Genomic DNA, 16,184 nt, shown 5'->3' with positions numbered 1-16,184 from the left:
GCCGCCACATGGGCCTTTTCCTCTCGCCGCAGGCCTGGGACGCCGCATTGGGCGGACTGGCCTGGACCATGGGTGCGGCCGTCCTCACGTGGGTGGCCAGCCTGGTGCGCCGCGATGCGAGCCTGGTGGACCGGATGTGGTCCGCCCTCGTCGCGGGTGCGGGCCTGGCCTACACGCTGTGGCTTCCTCCCTGGCACAGCGGCGGCGCGGCGCCGTGGATTCTGGGCCTGTCGATCCTCTGGGCCCTTCGGCTCGGAGTTTTCATCACCCTCCGCAACTGGGGCCACGGTGAAGACCGCCGTTACCAGGCGATCCGGGAGCGCAACCAGCCCCATTTCGACATCAAGAGCCTGGTTTTCGTTTTCGGGCTGCAGGCCCTGCTGGCATGGATCGTTTCGGCGCCACTGCTCGCGGCGCTGCTGTCCCCGGGCACTGAACCGCCATGGAAGGCACTGCCCGGCCTGGCCCTGGCGGCGTTCGGCCTCGTCTTCGAGGCCGTCGGGGATGCGCAGATGGCCCGGTTCAAGCGCAAAGGGGCGCACGAAGGGCGTGTCATGGACCAGGGGCTTTGGCGCTACACGAGGCATCCCAACTATTTCGGCGAGGCCTGCGTCTGGTGGGGCCTCTGGGGAGCCGCGATGGGCACGGCGGGATGGAGCGCGGGCTGGAGCGTCGTCTCTCCCCTGCTCATGACGGTGCTGCTCCTGCGGGTCTCCGGCGTCACGCTGCTGGAGAAAGACCTCGCCCAGCGCCGCCCCGCCTACCGCGACTACCAGATGCGCACCAGCGCCTTCGTGCCGTGGCCGCCGCGCAAGGAGAGGCAGCCATGACGCCGCGCCCCGGGGCCACCGGCCGTGCGCACCATGCCATGGCCTGCGCGCTGCTCGCCGGCCTGGCGCTGGCGGGTTCGCCGGCCCACGCGCTCGGCCCCGCGGAGGGCATCTGGAATTTCTCCGTCACCCTGGACGATCGGCCCATCGGAGAGCATCGCTTCCGCCTTGCCACACAGGAGTCCGGGGAGCGCAGCGTCGAGAGCACGGCACGGTTCACGGTGCGCGTGATGGGGATTGCGCTGTACCGCTATCGGCACGAGGCCCGGGAGCTCTGGCGCGGCGACTGCCTCGTGAAGATCACGTCCGACACCGATGACGACGGCCAGCCCGGCGCGGTGCAGCAGGAATTCATGCCGGGCGGCGCGGGCACGGCATGCACGCGCAGCTTCGCCTACTGGAACCCGGCCATCCTGGACTCCCGCGAACTCCTCGATCCGCAGACCGGCAAGCTCGAACCCGTACGGATATCGCGCCAGCAGGAAGACACATTGACGGTGCGTGGGCAGGCCGTGGCCGCGGTGCGCTGGCGCATCGAAGGCCCCAAACACCCCATCGACGTGTGGTACGCCACGGGCAGCGGAGAATGGGTCGGCCTCGACTCCACCGTGCGTGGCGGCCGCCAGCTCCGCTACCGCCTGCCCTGACGCCGCGGCGTCCCTCCCGCAACCCAAGCCACATGCCCACGCAACCGAAAGCGATCCCATGGTCCGCACCTACGCCATCGCCTACATCGCCACCGCCATCGCCTTCCTCGTGCTGGACGCCCTCTGGCTCACCACCATGGCGGAGCGGCTCTACCGCCCGGGCATCGGCCACCTGATGCGGGAAGGCTTTTCGCCAGGCCCCGCCCTGCTGTTCTATCTGCTGTACGTGGGCGGCATGGTGTTCTTCGCGGTGGTCCCCGGCCTGGAGAAGCAAAGCTGGCCGCACGCACTGGGCCTGGGGGCCGCGCTGGGCCTGCTGGCCTATGCCACCTTCGGCCTCACCAACCAGGCGGTCCTGCGCGATTGGCCCTGGCACGTCACCGCGATCGACATGGCCTGGGGCACGTTCGCCACCGGCGTGGCCTCCGCGATCGCCTCGGCGGTGGTCCTGCGCTGGTTGCCCGGCGCCAGCCACTAGACCCGCCGCGGACCGTATCGCGCGCCGGCGCGGCGGGCCCGGACCCTACATGCCCACCAGGGCACCGAACAGGCGGGCCACCGCGCCATCGAAGACGACACGGCCTTCAACGGCGGCCAGGCAGATGCATTCCCCATCGGCCTGCACGACCGGCTGGTGGTGGACATCGCTGCCAGCCCCATCGAAATCCCCCGGCCCGAAGCCTTCGCGCCCATCGTGGAACGCACCATGCAGCACCTGCGTCCATTCGAAACCGCTGTGGGTGTGCATCGGGAGCCGCTTGCCCGGGCCGATACGGAGCAGGAACACGTTGGCGGAAGGGTCCGCCGGCAGCACGACCCGGCTCCAGTACATGCCCGGGCCGATCCATTTCCAGGGAGCCAGGCGGCAGGCATCCAGCGCACGGGGCCACGGCACGCCTGCGGGCCATGCAGGCCTGGTGCGCGAAGCGGTGAAGGAAGGCGAGTCCACTGGCGCGCCCCTGCCGGGCAATGCATCGATGGCTGCCAGCACGCATGCCAGGGCCTGCGGGCGCAGCGGCTCGGGCTCCAGGCCTTCCATGAAGGCGCCGCCCAGCATCTCCAGCGTGCGCAGCCGCTCCTGGCACCGCGGACACATTTCCACATGGGTGGACACCAGCAGCGCGGGCCCCGCCGCCAAGCGCCCCGCCGCCAGTTCCAGCAGGACTTCGTCTCCAGGATGGTGGCGAATCGTCATGGCGCATGCTGGCCGAGCAGGCGGCGCAGGTGACTCACGGCAAGGCGCACGCGGGATTTCACGGTTCCCAGGGGGATGCCGAGCTCCTCGGCGATCCGTCCATGGGGCTGCTCATCGAAAAAAGACAGGCGCAGAACCTGGATCTGCTCGGGCGCCAGCGACTGCAGCGCACGGCGCAGATCGCCCTCCCGCCGCGCCGTCTCCATGCAGGCTTCCGGGCCCGGGGCCGTGTCTTCCATCAACAGTTCCTCTTCGTCGCCGCAATCCGATGGCTGATTGCCCTTGCGGCGCAAGTGATCGATGCGCAGGTTCCTCGCGATCGTGAACACCCAGGTGGAGACGCCGGCGTGCGCGGGATCGAAGGTGGAAGCCTTGCGCCACATGGTGACCATGGCCTCCTGGGCCAGATCCTCCGCGAGGCCTTCGGCCGTTCCCAGCCGCATCAGGTAGGCCTTGACGCGGGGCGCGAAATGCTTGAACAACGCCGCGAAGGCCTGCCGATCGCCCTGCTCGGCCACCGCGCGCATCAACGCCATGCATTCATCCCGCGAGGGATTCGCTCCCAAGGTGTAATACTGCGTCACGATCGACAGATAGGGAGGCAGGGTGCTCCGCGGTGCGCGGAACTCTGCCAGGGGCTGGCGGACGAGGGTCATGGTGCTGCCGATACGCAGCGATGGGCGGATTAGATCACGCTCCATGCGACGGAATCCAACGGCCGGGCAGGTACGTATAGCGGCCATGCATTCGGGAACACCATGAGAATGACCACCACCCAGTCCACACCCGGCGGCAGTCCGGCGGGCGCGGCTCCAGGCCAGGCCCCGCTGCACATCGCGGTGATCGGCAGCGGCATCTCCGGCCTGTCCGCCGCCTGGCTGCTGGCGCAGCGCCACCGCGTCACCGTGTACGAGGCCGAGGCCCGCCCCGGCGGCCACAGCCATACCGTGGACGTTCCCTCCCCGGCGGGAGCCACTGCGGTCGATACGGGCTTCATCGTCTACAACGAGCCGGCCTACCCCAATCTCACCGCGCTCTTCGCGCACCTGGGCGTGGAGACGGTGCCGACCGACATGTCCTTCGCGGTCAGCCTGGACGGCGGCGCCCTCGAATACTCGGGCTCGGGACTGGGCGGCCTGTTCGCCCAGCGTGCCAATCTGCTGCGGCCGCGCTTCTGGTCCATGCTGAAGGATCTCGTGCGCTTCTACCGGCAGGCGCCCCGCGACGCGGCCCGGGTAGGGCTGATGCCCCTGGACGACTACCTGGACCGGCACGGCTTCGGCCGCGCCTTCCGCGAAGACCACCTCTATCCGATGGCCGCCGCCATCTGGTCCACGCCCGCCGCGCAGATCGGCCAGTACCCCACGGAGTCGTTCGTGCGGTTCTGCGAGAACCATCAACTGCTGGACCTGGGCAACCGCCCGGCCTGGCGCACGGTGCAAGGCGGCAGCCGCCGCTACGTGGAGAAGATCGTCGCCGCCCTCGGCCCCGGCGCCATGCTGCTGGAGCGCCCGGCGGTGGAGTTGCGGCGCACGGACGACGGCGTGTACGTCCGCACGGCGGACGCCCTCGAATCGCGCCGCTACGACCAGGTCGTCATCGCCACCCACGCGGACCAGGCCCTGAAGCTGCTGCCCGATGCCACTGCGTACGAGTCGCGCTGGCTGGGCGCGTTCGGCTACAGCCGCAACCGCGCGGTGCTGCACAGCGATCCCGCACTCATGCCGAACCGGCGCGCCGTCTGGTCCAGCTGGAACTATTCCAGCGAACGCGGACAGGCCGAGGCACTGAGCGTCACCTACTGGATGAACCGCCTGCAGCACCTGCCGGACAGCCTGCCCCTCTTCCTGACCCTGAACCCGCTCCATGAGCCCCACCCGCGGCACGTGGTGAGCACCCAGGGGTACGAGCATCCGGTCTTCAATGCCGACGCGCTGCGCGCGCAGCGGTCGCTCTGGACGCTGCAGGGCCGCCAGCGCACGTGGTTCTGCGGCGCCTACTTCGGCTCCGGCTTCCACGAAGACGGCCTGCAGGCCGGGCTGGCGGTGGCCGAGGCCCTGGGTGGCGTGCGCCGCCCCTGGACCGTGGCCAACGAATCCGGCCGCATCCACTGCCCTCCCTCCGCCCGGTCCGGGGTTGCCGCATGAGGCCCGCGATGGCACTCCCGGGCCCCGGCGCCCTCTGCACCGGCGATGTGGTGCACCAGCGGATGCGCCCGGCGCGCCATCGCCTGCGGTACCGCGTGTACGCCCTGCTGCTGGACGTGGACGAGCTGCCGGCCCTGGCACGCAGGCTGCGTCTGTTCTCGCTCAACCGCTTCAACCTCTTCAGCCTGCGCGAGCGGGATTACGGCCCGGGCACCGGCGAGCCGCTGCGCGCGCACGTGGAGCGGCAACTCGCCACGGCCGGCATCGACGCCCCCCGCGGCCCCATCCAGATGCTCACCATGCCCCGCATCCTGGGCTATGCCTTCAACCCGCTCACGGTGTACTTCTGCCACCGGGCTGGCGGGGGGCTGCAGGCCGTGCTCTACGAGGTCAACAACACCTTCGGGGAACGGCACAGCTATCTCTTCGCGGTGCCAGCGCAGCAGGCCGGCGATCCGCGGCAGCGGCACGGCTGCGACAAGGCGTTCCACGTCTCGCCGTTCCTGCCGCTGGCCCTGCGCTACGGCTTCGACCTGCGGCTACCCCAGGAGCCCGGCGATGCGCTGGCGGTCGGCGTGAGCGCCGACGACACCGAAGGCCCCGTGCTCTCGGCCTCGTGGCGGCTGCGTCCCCAGGCGCTGACGGACGGCGCCCTTGCGAGAACCTTCTTCACCCATCCCCTGCTGACCCTGAAGGTCGTGGGAGCCATCCACTGGGAGGCGCTGCGCCTGTGGCTCAAGGGCGTGCGCGTGCACGCCAAGCCGCCCGCGCCCGCCCATGCCGTCACCATCATCCGCGCCGAGGACCCATGACACCTTCCACCCCATCGCCCGCAAACCGGCTGCCGCCCGGGGAGCCCCTCCCGATCCCGCGAGCGCGCAAAGCCACGCGCCAGTGGATACACCGCCCGCTGGAGCGGGTGCTGCAGCGCCTGCTGGACACGATGGCGTGCGGCTCGCTGGTGGTCGAGCTCCCCTGCGGGCGCCAGATGACCGGTAGCGGCGCCAGCCCTGGCCCGCAGGCCACCCTGGTGCTGCATTCGTGGCGCCCGCTCTGGCGGATGCTGGTGGGGGGCGACCTGGGTCTGGCCGAAGGCTACCGTCGGGGCGAATGGTCCAGCCCCGACCTGGTCGCGCTGCTGGAGTCCGGCATCCGCAACGAAGCCCACTGGAGCAGCGCCATCGATGCCGGCGGGCCGGTCCGCTGGGCCCGCCGGCTGTTCCACCTGCGGCGCGCCAACACCCGCAGCGGCAGTCGGCGCAACATCGCTTTCCACTACGACATGGGCAACGACTTCTATGCCCAATGGCTGGACCCGTCGATGCTCTACTCCAGCGCCATCTACCGCACGGGCGCCGAAACGCTGGAGCAGGCGCAATCCGCCAAGCTCGCGCGCATCATCAAATGCCTCGCCCCGAACGCGGACGAGCATGTGCTGGAGATCGGATGCGGCTGGGGCGCGCTCGCCTCCGCGCTCGCCGGGCAGAGCGGCGCGCGGGTGACCGGCCTGACCCTCTCGGCAGAGCAACTGCGCTTCGCCCGGCAGCGCATGGAGCAGGAGGCGCTCACCCCGCTGGTGGACCTGCGCCTGCAGGATTACCGCGACGTGGAGGGCACGTTCGACCACATCGTCTCGATCGAGATGCTCGAAGCGGTCGGTGAGCGCTACTGGCCCACCTACTTCGACACGCTGCGCGAGCGCCTGCGCCCGGGCGGGCGCGCCGTGATCCAGGTGATCACCATCGCCGACAGCCACTTCGAGCGCTACCGCGCCGGCACGGACTTCATCCAGCGGCATATCTTCCCGGGCGGCATGCTGCCCTCGCCCTCGACCCTGGCCGACCAGGCAGCGCACGCGGGCCTCACGATCCAGGCCCGCGAAACCTTCGGCCCGAGCTACGCGGCCACACTGGCGGAGTGGCGGCACCGCTTCCTGCGCGCCTGGCCCGCCATCGAGCCGCTGGGCTTCGATGCGCCGTTCCGCCGGCTGTGGGAGTACTACCTCTGCTACTGCGAGGCCGGCTTCCGCACGGGCCGGATCGACGTGGGCCTCTACACGCTGGTGCATGGCGCGCCCCGGGCATAGCAGGCAAGGCCGCGCCATGCCGCGCGGAACGCCGCGCATGCCAGAATCCAGGCCATGTCCGCCACTTCGGCCTATGCGGTGACTGCCGCCTCCACACCCCGGCGCTCCGACGACAGCACCATGGGCGCGCTGTACCGCGCGGCCCTGGGGCCGATCGGTGCGGCCCACTATCTCCCGGCCTTCGAGCGCTTCGACCTCGCGGGCCGCACACTGCCCGGCTGGAACTGGGCGGCGGCGCTGTGCACGCTCAACTGGATGGTCTTCCGGCAGCTGTGGGGCGCCGCGCTCGTGTACGTGGCGGCGCTGGAAGGCATCGCGCTGCTCGGGGTGGCCGTGGGCCGCTATGTCCCTCATTGGCCCCTGCCCGTGCTAGGCGGCCTGGGCCTGGCGCTGCTGCTGGCCGCCACCGTGATACCGGGCCTCTACGGAGACGCCATCGCCCACGGCGAGATCCGCAAGCGGATCACCAAGGCCGTCTCCTCCTCCGCCACGCTGGCCCAGGCCCAGACGCTGCTGGAGCGGCAGGCCGCGACCTCGCGGCGGCTCACCTGGATCGTGGCCATCAATGCAGGGCTGGCCCTGCTGGCGATCGCGCTTTTCACCTTCTTCCCATCCGGCACAGCGCCGCAGGGCCCAGGCCCGGCTCCGGCCGCACCCGCCACGGCACCACCGGCACCGGCCGCCGCGTCCGCCCCTATGGCGGCGCCATCGGCCTCCGGCCCGCAGGCCCCGGCACAGGCCCCGGAGGAGCGGATGGCCGGCAGCAGCAGCGCCGCCGCGCCGGCCTCCAGCACGGCCGCGAGCGCCCCTCCAGCGCCGGTGGCGGCCAGTGCGCCAGCACCCGCCATGTCGAGCGTGGCAGCTCCAGGCCCGCTCGTCGCTCCCCCCGCATCCGCCCCCCGGGCATCGGCCGCGTCCGCCGCCGGGCCGGCAGCCTCCCTGCCCACGGCAACAGCGCCCGGCCGTGCAGCCAGCACGGCCAGCGCCGCCCGCCCTCCGGCCACGGCAGCATCCAGCGCGTCCGTGGCGGCCGCGGCGCCAGGCGCGGCCTCCCGGCCCGCCTCTTCGGCCACGGTGCCCCGGCCAGCGTCCTCGGCGACCAGTGCCGCCACCCCACGCCAGGCAGCATCCGCCAGCCCGCCGGCACCGGCTCCATCGCAGTCCCCGGGGTCTTCCGCGCAAGACGCGGGCACCGCCACCCGCAAGCTCTACATCAACGTCGGGCTGTTCGCCGAGCCCGCCAATGCACAGCGCGCCCACGCCATGCTGCGCGGCGCCGGCGTTGCCGCCACCACGCAGCCGGTGACGGCCGCCGATGGACGCGAGCTGATCCGCGTGCGCGCGGGCCCCTTCAGCACCGCCTCGCAAGCGAATGCCGCGGCCGCCCGCATCCGGGCCCTGGGGCTGGAGACATCGGCGGCGTCCTCGCAGCGCCCCTGATGCGCTGGCGCGTCCCGCCATTAAAGGCGCGGCAGGCTCCGTGTTACCGCTGGTGACGGCGAGGTCGCCCCGGCCGCGCTAAGGTGCCGGGCAACGGCGGCCCGAGGAGGGCATGCCGGTTTTGCGCCCTTTGCTTTTGCACTTTTGCCTTTCGGCCACGGAGTTTCAGCCCATGCGATTTTTTGCCAGCGCCCTCGGATTCACCGCCATCGCCCTTCTGGCCAGCGGTTGCAGCACGGCGAACATGCCCTGGGGCAGCAGTGCGCCACCAGTTCCCGCCGTGTCCTCCACCGGCGCACCCGTGGGCGGCACCTGCAACGCCCAGCCGGCGCAGGCGCTCATCGGGCAGAACAGCACCGCGAAGGTAGTGGAGGACGCCCGTGTGCGGGCCGGCGCGCACATGGCACGCGTGGTGAGGCCGGGGCAACTGGTCACCCAGGAATACGACGCCCAGCGCCTGAACCTCGACATCGACCCCACCGGCCGCATCACCGGCGCCCGCTGCGGCTGACCGTCGCCCCCCGTGCCGGCCCGTCAGTCGGAGAGAAACAGCTCCTGCAGATCGCTCAGGAAATCGAAACCGCGCTCGGTGGGCCGCACGCGCGCCATGTCCCGCACGATCAAGCCCTTGCGCTCGGCCTCCTCCAGCGGCGCCCGGATCGCGCTCAGGGGCAGCCCGGTGCGGTCCGCGAAATCCTGCAGCGCGAACCCCTCGCGCAGCCGCAGTGCATTGAGCATGAACTCGAACGGCAGATCCGCCCGCCGCACCTCGTGGTCCTGGGCCACGGCGTTGCCGGCCAGGGCCTGCTCCATGTAGCGCTGCGGTTCGCGGAAGCGTGCCTGCCGCACCACGCGGTGCGCGAAGCTGAGCTTGCCGTGGGCCCCGGCCCCGATGCCCAGGTAGTCCCCGAACTGCCAGTAGTTGGTGTTGTGCAGGCACGGGTGCCCGTCACGCGCATAGGCGGAAATCTCGTAGCGCAGCAGCCCCGCATCGCCCGTCATCTCGGTGATGCGGTCCAGCATGGCGTAGGCTTGGTCGTCCTCCGGCACCCGCGGGGGGTACTTCGCGAAGTAGGTGTTGGGCTCGATGGTCAGGTGGTAGATCGAGATGTGCGGCGGCGCCATCGACAGCGCCGTGCGCATGTCGCACTCCAGGTCGGCCAGGGTCTGGCCCGGCAGCGCATACATGATGTCGAGGTTGAACGTCTCGAAGGCCTGCGCGGCCTCCTGCACCGCGGCCAGCGCCTGGGCGCCATCGTGCACCCGGCCCAGGGCCGCGAGGAAGCGGTCGTCGAAGCTCTGCACCCCCACCGACAGGCGCGTGATCCCCGCGGCCCGGTAGGCCCGGAAACGGTCTTTCTCGAACGTGCCCGGGTTGGCCTCCAGCGTGATCTCGCAATCGGCCTCCAGCCGCAGGCGCGCGCGCACGCCGCCGATCAGCCGGTCGATCGACTCCGGCGAGAACAGGCTGGGCGTTCCGCCGCCGATGAACACGCTGTGCACGGTGCGCCCCCACACGAGGGGCAGCGCCGACTCCAGGTCGGCCATCAGGGCATCCAGGTAGCGCCCCTCGGGCAGCGCCCCGGCGGTGTCCCGGCGCGCCTCGTGCGAGTTGAAATCGCAGTAGGGGCACTTCTTCAGGCACCAGGGCAGGTGCACGTACAGCGACAGCGGCGGCGGACTGCCGAGGTTCAGCACGCCGGGGCGCATCGAGTGCAGGACATCCCGCAAGGGCGCGGGAGACGCCTCGGCGCCCGGGCCGTCCGAGGGAACGATGGGAATGGACACGGTGCAAGCAGGGGATGGAAGGGGTCGGCAGAAAAACCGGAGCGGAGGGCGCGGTGGGCCGCTCAGAGCCAGCGCTCGCGCATCAGCTCCAGCATCTGCCGGGCCGAGCGCCCCCGGTGGCTGAACGTGTTCTTCACCTCCCCGGGCAGCTCGGCGAAGGTCTTGCCGAACTCGGGCAGGAGCATCACGGGGTCGAATCCGAAGCCCTGGCTGCCGCGCGGCTCGCGCGTGATCTCGCCCACCACGCGGCCCACGGCGATGAGCGGCTCCGGGTCTTCGGGGCTGCGCACGGCCACCAGCGTGCTGACCATCGCCGCGCGGCGCATCTCCACGCCCGCCATCTGCTCCAGCAGGGCGTGCACGTTGCTGGCATCGCCCTTCTCGTAGCCGAACTGCGTGGCGTAGTGGGCCGTCTGCACACCCGGCAGCCCGCCGAAGGCGTCCACGCACAGGCCGGCGTCGTCGGCCAGCGCAGGCAGGCCCGTGTGGCCCGACGCGAACCGCGCCTTGGCCAGAGCGTTCTCGACGAAGGTGTGGAAGGGCTCCTCGGCCTCGCCCACGCCCAGATCCGCCTGCCTCACCAGCTCCACGCCCAGGCCGGCGAACATGGCCTGCAACTCGGCCAATTTGCCGCGGTTATTGGATGCCAGGACGAGTTTCATGGCCAAAATGCTCCCATGTCGACGAGTTTGCTACGTTGTTTGCTATTAATTTGATAGTGCATGCCGCTGCAGCGCGATCAGTTCGGCCACGCCCTTCTGGGCCAGTTCCAGCAGGCGGTCCATCTCCTGCCGCGTGAACGCCACGCCCTCGGCCGTTCCCTGCACTTCCACGAAATGGCCCGCGCCCGTCATGACGACGTTCATGTCGGTGTCGCACTGCGCATCCTCGGTGTACTCCAGATCGAGCAGCGGCGTGCCCTGCACGATGCCCACGGAGATCGCGGCCAGGGGCGCCGTGATGGGCGACGCGGTGATCTTGCCCGCCGCCAGCAGCGCGGCCACCGCATCCTGCGCCGCCACCCAGGCCCCGGTGATCGCCGCCGTGCGCGTGCCGCCGTCGGCCTGGATCACGTCGCAGTCGAGCTGGATCGTGCGCTCACCCAGCGCCTTGAGATCGAACACCGCGCGCAGGCTGCGGCCGATCAACCGCTGGATCTCCTGCGTACGGCCGGTCTGCTTGCCGCGCGCCGCCTCCCGATCGCTGCGCGTGTGGGTCGCGCGCGGCAGCATGCCGTACTCGGCCGTGACCCAGCCCTCGCCGCTGCCCCGCTTGTGGGGCGGCACGCGCTCTTCCACCGAGGCAGTGCACAGCACCTTCGTGTGGCCGAACTCGATCAGCACGGCGCCCTCAGCGTGCATGGTGTAGCGGCGCGTGATGCGCACCGGGCGCAGCTGATCCGCGGCGCGGCCGGCACTGCGCTGGAAGGAAAGGGGCGTCTCGGAGAGAGTCATGGCTGGGTGGATCGTTGGAAACTGAAAGAGGCGGCGGGGCCCTGCATGGCACGCCGGCAGGATGACGCCAGCGCGCGGCGCGCCGCGTGGAGAAGAAAGCCTGCGGGAGTCAGGACTAGGACTTGCGCGCCGCCGAACGCCGGATGGCCTCGTTGATCTCGGCGATCGAGCGCTCGATGGCCTCGTCGTCCAGATCGTCCAGGTCGTCGCCCTGCGCCGCGTCGAACAGCTCGGCCTGGATGGTGGAGGCGAAACCGTCGTCGCCGATGTGGTGCGTGGAGATACCCTGCGTGGACTCGAAGGTGTCCGGCGTCTCCCACTCCATCGCCACGACGGTGACGTTGTCGCTGCTGTCGCCCGCCTTGCGCAGCGCGTCCTCGACGAGTTCCGGCACGGCCTGCGCCACCGGCAGGCGCCCCAGTTGCCGCGCGATGGCCGCATCGTCCAGCGCACCCCACAGCCCATCGGAGCACAGCAGGATGCGATCGCCCTGCTCCAGCGCCACGGGGCCCGTGATGTCGTAGATGGGCTTGGTCGGCGAGCCGAGGCAGGTGAAGAGCACGTTGCGGTTCACGCGGTCGAGGCTGGGCAGGCTCGCATTGCGCAGTTCGAGATAGGAATGGTCGCGCGTACGGGTGAGCAGCTCGCCGGCCCGCACCATGTACAGGCGCGAGTCGCCGCAGTGCACCCAGCTCGCGCGGCCCGACTGGACCACCGCCGCCACGAGCGTGGTGCGGGGCGTGTCGAGCATGCCCCGGTCGCTCGCGTACCGCAGGATCTGGTGGTGGGCCGCGAGCAGGGACTCCGCCAGAAAGGCCTCCACATCCTCCAGCAAGGGCTTGGCCTGGCGCTGGTAGGCCGACGACACCGTCTGCACCGCGATCTGCGCGGCCACCTCACCTTCCGGGTGACCTCCCATGCCGTCGGCCAGCAGGAACAGGCTGGACTCGCGCGTGTAGCAGTAGCCCATCCGGTCCTCATTGATCTCGCGGCCGCCGCGGCGGCTGATCTGGAAGACGGAAAATTTCATTTCGGCTTCGCTCCGCCCAGGCGCGTTGCATCGCCCATCTTCTGCACGTTCTTCTTCGTGTCGGAGACCAGCGTGTCGAGCTGCAGGCGCATCTTCTCGCCCACCGAGAGCTTGGTGTAGCGGCGCTCGCCCTCGCGGCTGAGCTCCTTCTGGAGCGCGAACACCGACTGCGGCCGCGAGAGCGGATCGAGCGCCATGCACCATTCCACCACCTCGATCAGGTTGTCGGAATACACGCCCCGCAGCTTGCTCAGCGCCAGCGAGAGGCGGTCCTTCTCCGCGCGCTGCGGCGCCTCGTTGGGCGGAAAGCCCTGCATGCAGGCATAGATGCACGCGCCGATGGCGTAGATGTCGGTCCACGGGCCCATCGAGGAATCCCGCCGGTACATCTCGGGGGCCGCGAAGCCGGGGGTGTACATCGGGCGGATGAAATTGCCTTCCTTGGACAGCACCTCGCGCGCCGCGCCGAAATCGATCATCACCGCCTTGTTGTCGTCGGTGATGAAGATGTTCGCAGGCTTGATGTCCAGGTGCAGCATCTTGTGCTGGTGCACGATGCGCAGGCCCCGCAGCACCTCGTCGAAGAGCGACCGGATGGTGGACTCGCGGAACACCTTCTGCGTCTTGAGATCGCGCGCGGTGATGATGAAATCCTGCAGCGTGGCGCCCTCCAGGTAGTTCATCACCATGTAGACCGTCTCGTTCTCGCGGAAGAAATTGAGAACGCTGACCACCGAGGCGTGCGATATCTGCGCCAGCGCCCGGCCTTCCTCGAAGAAGCTCTTGAGCCCCAGCCGGTAGAGCGAAAGCTTCTCGGGGGGCACCTTGGGCAGCAGTTCGCCCGGGGAGCGGGTGGCCAATGAAGACGGCAGGTATTCCTTGATGGCGACCTGCTGGCCCTCGGAGTCCGTGGCCAGGTACACCACGCCAAAGCCCCCCGCGGACAACCGGCGTACCACGCGGTAGCCGCCGATCATCGTGTCGGGCGGCAGGGGAGCCGGCTTGATTTTTGACATATTTGCGAAGAAAACTCGGGCGCGCCTTGGTCGAGAAAAGGAACCCGGATAATCGCCGGATCGCAAGCAATCACCGAAAAAGTCCGATGGCAGTTTACAGCATGACCGGCTACGCGAGCGCCCAGCTCGAAGCCTCCGCCGCCGACGCGGAAAACGGTGCGCATCTCCCCCGGCTCGGCATCGAGATCCGCTCGGTCAACAGCCGTTTCCTGGACCTGGCCTTCCGCCTGCCGGACGAACTGCGCAGCCAGGAGCCGGCCCTGCGCGCACTGGTCACACAGCACCTCAAACGCGGCAAGGTGGAAGTGCGCGCCTCCATAGAGTCCGACGCGCAGGGCGCCCTGCCCGAGCCCTCCCCGCGCATGCTGCAGCGGCTCAACTCCGCACAGGACGCGGTGCGCGCCTGGCTGCCTTCCGCCGCGCCGCTCTCCGTGGCCGACGCCTTGCGCTTCTGCGCCGCGGCGGGCGCGGCCTCCGCCGGATGGGAGGCCGATGGCGTGCAGGCACTGGCCGAACGCGCCCTGAAAGAACTGCTGGCCGCGCGCGAGCGGGAGGGCAAGCGGCTCTCGGCCATGCTGCAGGACCGCCTCCGCCAGCTCCGCGACCTCGCCCGCCAAGCTACTCCCCTGGTGCCTCAACTGGTAGAACAGCAGCGCCAGCGCTTCCTCGATCGCTGGAAAGAGGCCATGGCCCTGACGGAAGGCGCGCCCATCCCAGAAGCCGCCCAGGACCGCGCGCTCTCGGAAGCCACGGCATTCGCCATCCGCATCGACGTGGCCGAAGAGATCACGCGCCTCGACTCCCATCTCGACGAGATCGAACGACTCCTCAAGAAGGGCGGGGACATCGGCAAGCGGCTCGACTTCCTCATCCAGGAACTGCACAGGGAAGCCAACACCCTGGGCTCCAAGTCCGCCGCCATGGAACTCACCCGCATCAGCGTGGACATGAAAGTGCTGATCGAGCAGATGCGCGAGCAGGTGCAGAACATAGAGTGACGTTTCGGGGGGGCTCATGCCACCCCAAAACGACACCCTAAGTCGTTGATTTTCAATAGAAAACTCTTTCATGCCGTGCCACGGCGTCCCAGACAAGCGCAAGCTTTCTGGAGGGTTTTTAGGCGGGTTCGAGGTCGAACCCCCCAGTTCCGGACCAAACCCGGAACGCGAACCCTCCAAACACTGCTGGAGGCCGCGCCATGACTGGGTTTACACAAAATGTTTCGGATAGAACGCTACGAGCTTGGCTGAGCGCCGGGCCCGTCGACAAAGGGATCGGCGGTGGGCTGATCTTTTTCGCGAAGGAGGCTTCCGCCCGCCAAGGGCAAGCGACCTGGATCCTTCGTTACCGCATCGGAGGCCGTCGACCTGAGAAGGTCTTGGGACGCTATCCAGACATCACTCTCAAGGAAGCCAGGGAACTTGCTCGCCGCGACCGCGCCTTGATCCAACAGGGTGTCGACGTCAGCGCAAAGAAGCGCCAGGAAAAGCTCAAGACCCTTGAGATGGAGGATGTTCGAGGCCTGGGGCAGACCTGGTACGAACGACATATCCTCAAGAAGATTAAGAACCCGGTTGTCGTCGAACGGGTTCTACGCCTCCACATCTACCCAGTGATCGGCAAGCTCGCAATTGACGAGGTCCGCCCACATCACATCGACGCGGTCCTGAACAAGATTGTCGAAGGCGGCGCTCCGACTGTCGCCAACGATGCGATGCGCTACCTGTTCCGCATGTTTCACTACGCCGCCAAACGGCGGTGGACCGATGCCAATCCTGTTGCGGGCTTCGACCTGTCCGATGCCGGAGGCACCGAGCTTCCTCGCGAGCGCTGGCTCAGCTACGAAGATCTGATGGCACTGGCCAGGGACATGCGTGAGACACCGAATTTCGGCCGCATCAACGAGCTCGCAGTCTGGCTTTTGCTGGCCCTGTGCGTGCGGAAGATGGAACTGCTGTCAGCCAAAGTGGTGGACTTCGATCTCGAGAGAGGCGTATGGAAGCTGGATGCAGATCGGACGAAGACCAAGTCGTACATCGAAATCCCGCTGTCGCAACAAGTGGTTGAATGGCTCAGGCAAGTGATTGCGATCGCATGCGGCAGCGAGTACCTGTTTCCTGCGCGCCGACTCATCCGTGTCAGAAACGGGGTGCCTCGGAAGAACCGTTTTGAACACATCAGTCCCGACACCCTCAACGTCGCGCTCAAGCGGTTGCCAAGGAAGGACATGGAGCACTTCACCGTCCACGACATGCGCCGAACGGCCAGAACGCAACTTGGCGCCCTCGGCGTGGAACCATTTGTCGCAGAGCGGGCCCTCAACCACAAACTGCCTGGACGGCAAGGGATCTACGACAAGCACGACTACTTCGCACAACGAAAAAGGGCTCTACGCCAGTGGGCAGAGATGCTGGGGGCGATCAGCAGAGAAGAGGCTGTGCAGTTTCCCGACGAAACCCTCAGAGCCAACGAAGACGAAGCGGCACCGCCCCTCTACACACCGACCCGCCTTCCCCAAGCAATGACGCTCAGGGCGGCTGCCAACGAATGA

17 protein-coding genes are annotated in these 16,184 nt (G+C 69.0%); 10 read left to right on the top strand and 7 right to left on the bottom strand.

Annotated elements, in window-relative coordinates; translation table 11 throughout:
• Positions 1–8 precede the first annotated feature (8 nt).
• From AX018_RS12205 to AX018_RS12195, 3 genes are read left to right on the top strand one after another with little or no spacing between them, the layout of a single operon-like run.
• Entirely contained in the window at positions 9–830 is an 822-nt protein-coding gene (locus AX018_RS12205) for a DUF1295 domain-containing protein (RefSeq protein ID WP_111877557.1), read from the top strand.
• The gene (locus AX018_RS12200; RefSeq protein WP_111877556.1) at positions 827–1,477 is read left to right on the top strand and encodes a DUF6134 family protein; all 651 of its coding nucleotides are present in this window, start codon (positions 827–829) and stop codon (positions 1,475–1,477) included. Before AX018_RS12205 ends, AX018_RS12200 begins: the two co-directional genes overlap by 4 nt.
• A 58-nt stretch (positions 1,478–1,535) precedes the next feature.
• Positions 1,536–1,955: a DUF2177 family protein gene (locus tag AX018_RS12195; RefSeq protein WP_111877555.1), complete on the top strand. Its 420-nt coding sequence runs from the start codon at positions 1,536–1,538 to the stop codon at positions 1,953–1,955.
• Positions 1,956–2,000: 45 nt separating this feature from the next.
• On the opposite strand, the gene AX018_RS12190 is transcribed toward AX018_RS12195, so the two are convergent.
• Together AX018_RS12190 and AX018_RS12185 are read right to left on the bottom strand one after the other, a co-directional pair.
• The gene (locus tag AX018_RS12190) at positions 2,001–2,672 is read right to left on the bottom strand and encodes a ChrR family anti-sigma-E factor (RefSeq protein ID WP_111877554.1); all 672 of its coding nucleotides are present in this window, start codon (positions 2,670–2,672) and stop codon (positions 2,001–2,003) included.
• The gene (locus tag AX018_RS12185; protein WP_245951534.1) at positions 2,669–3,373 is read right to left on the bottom strand and encodes a sigma-70 family RNA polymerase sigma factor; all 705 of its coding nucleotides are present in this window, start codon (positions 3,371–3,373) and stop codon (positions 2,669–2,671) included. Before AX018_RS12185 ends, AX018_RS12190 begins: the two co-directional genes overlap by 4 nt.
• Before the next feature lie 57 nt (positions 3,374–3,430).
• Between AX018_RS12185 and AX018_RS12180 the strand changes: the two genes are divergently transcribed.
• The 5 genes from AX018_RS12180 (at position 3,431) to AX018_RS12160 (ending at position 8,856) form a co-directional block, all read left to right on the top strand.
• A complete protein-coding gene (locus AX018_RS12180; RefSeq protein ID WP_111877552.1) occupies positions 3,431–4,819 on the top strand; it encodes an NAD(P)/FAD-dependent oxidoreductase in 1,389 nt (462 codons plus the stop codon).
• A gap of 8 nt (positions 4,820–4,827) precedes the next feature.
• On the top strand, positions 4,828–5,631 hold the full coding sequence (locus tag AX018_RS12175; protein WP_245951533.1) for a DUF1365 domain-containing protein: 804 nt from the start codon (positions 4,828–4,830) through the stop codon (positions 5,629–5,631).
• Positions 5,628–6,905 (top strand): SAM-dependent methyltransferase, encoded by a 1,278-nt coding sequence (locus AX018_RS12170; protein ID WP_111877550.1) that lies wholly within the window; start codon positions 5,628–5,630, stop codon positions 6,903–6,905. The genes AX018_RS12175 and AX018_RS12170 overlap by 4 nt, the downstream gene beginning before the upstream one ends.
• A 54-nt stretch (positions 6,906–6,959) precedes the next feature.
• Positions 6,960–8,345: an SPOR domain-containing protein gene (locus AX018_RS12165; protein WP_111877549.1), complete on the top strand. Its 1,386-nt coding sequence runs from the start codon at positions 6,960–6,962 to the stop codon at positions 8,343–8,345.
• A 172-nt stretch (positions 8,346–8,517) separates the two neighbouring features.
• A complete protein-coding gene (locus tag AX018_RS12160; RefSeq protein ID WP_111877548.1) occupies positions 8,518–8,856 on the top strand; it encodes an I78 family peptidase inhibitor in 339 nt (112 codons plus the stop codon).
• 23 nt (positions 8,857–8,879) lie between these two features.
• Here the strand turns inward: AX018_RS12160 and hemW are convergent, their stop codons facing one another.
• The 5 genes from hemW to AX018_RS12135 form a co-directional block, all read right to left on the bottom strand.
• Positions 8,880–10,133 (bottom strand): radical SAM family heme chaperone HemW, encoded by a 1,254-nt coding sequence (hemW, locus tag AX018_RS12155; RefSeq protein WP_111877547.1) that lies wholly within the window; start codon positions 10,131–10,133, stop codon positions 8,880–8,882.
• Between the two features lie 62 nt (positions 10,134–10,195).
• Positions 10,196–10,795: an RdgB/HAM1 family non-canonical purine NTP pyrophosphatase gene (gene rdgB, locus AX018_RS12150; RefSeq protein ID WP_111877546.1), complete on the bottom strand. Its 600-nt coding sequence runs from the start codon at positions 10,793–10,795 to the stop codon at positions 10,196–10,198.
• 45 nt (positions 10,796–10,840) lie between these two features.
• Positions 10,841–11,587 (bottom strand): ribonuclease PH, encoded by a 747-nt coding sequence (gene rph, locus AX018_RS12145; RefSeq protein WP_111877545.1) that lies wholly within the window; start codon positions 11,585–11,587, stop codon positions 10,841–10,843.
• Positions 11,588–11,702: 115 nt separating this feature from the next.
• Positions 11,703–12,617: a PP2C family protein-serine/threonine phosphatase gene (locus tag AX018_RS12140; protein ID WP_111877544.1), complete on the bottom strand. Its 915-nt coding sequence runs from the start codon at positions 12,615–12,617 to the stop codon at positions 11,703–11,705.
• Entirely contained in the window at positions 12,614–13,633 is a 1,020-nt protein-coding gene (locus tag AX018_RS12135) for a serine/threonine protein kinase (RefSeq protein ID WP_111877543.1), read from the bottom strand. Before AX018_RS12135 ends, AX018_RS12140 begins: the two co-directional genes overlap by 4 nt.
• An 86-nt stretch (positions 13,634–13,719) precedes the next feature.
• On the opposite strand from AX018_RS12135, the gene AX018_RS12130 reads away from it, so the two are divergent.
• A complete protein-coding gene (locus tag AX018_RS12130; RefSeq protein ID WP_211322420.1) occupies positions 13,720–14,631 on the top strand; it encodes a YicC/YloC family endoribonuclease in 912 nt (303 codons plus the stop codon).
• Positions 14,632–14,831: 200 nt separating this feature from the next.
• A complete protein-coding gene (locus tag AX018_RS12125) occupies positions 14,832–16,184 on the top strand; it encodes a tyrosine-type recombinase/integrase (RefSeq protein ID WP_111877541.1) in 1,353 nt (450 codons plus the stop codon).

The sequence above is a fragment of the Paracidovorax anthurii genome, from assembly GCF_003269065.1.
GTDB lineage: Bacteria > Pseudomonadota > Gammaproteobacteria > Burkholderiales > Burkholderiaceae_C > Paracidovorax > Paracidovorax anthurii.
This window is presented reverse-complemented; position numbering and strand designations above follow the sequence as displayed.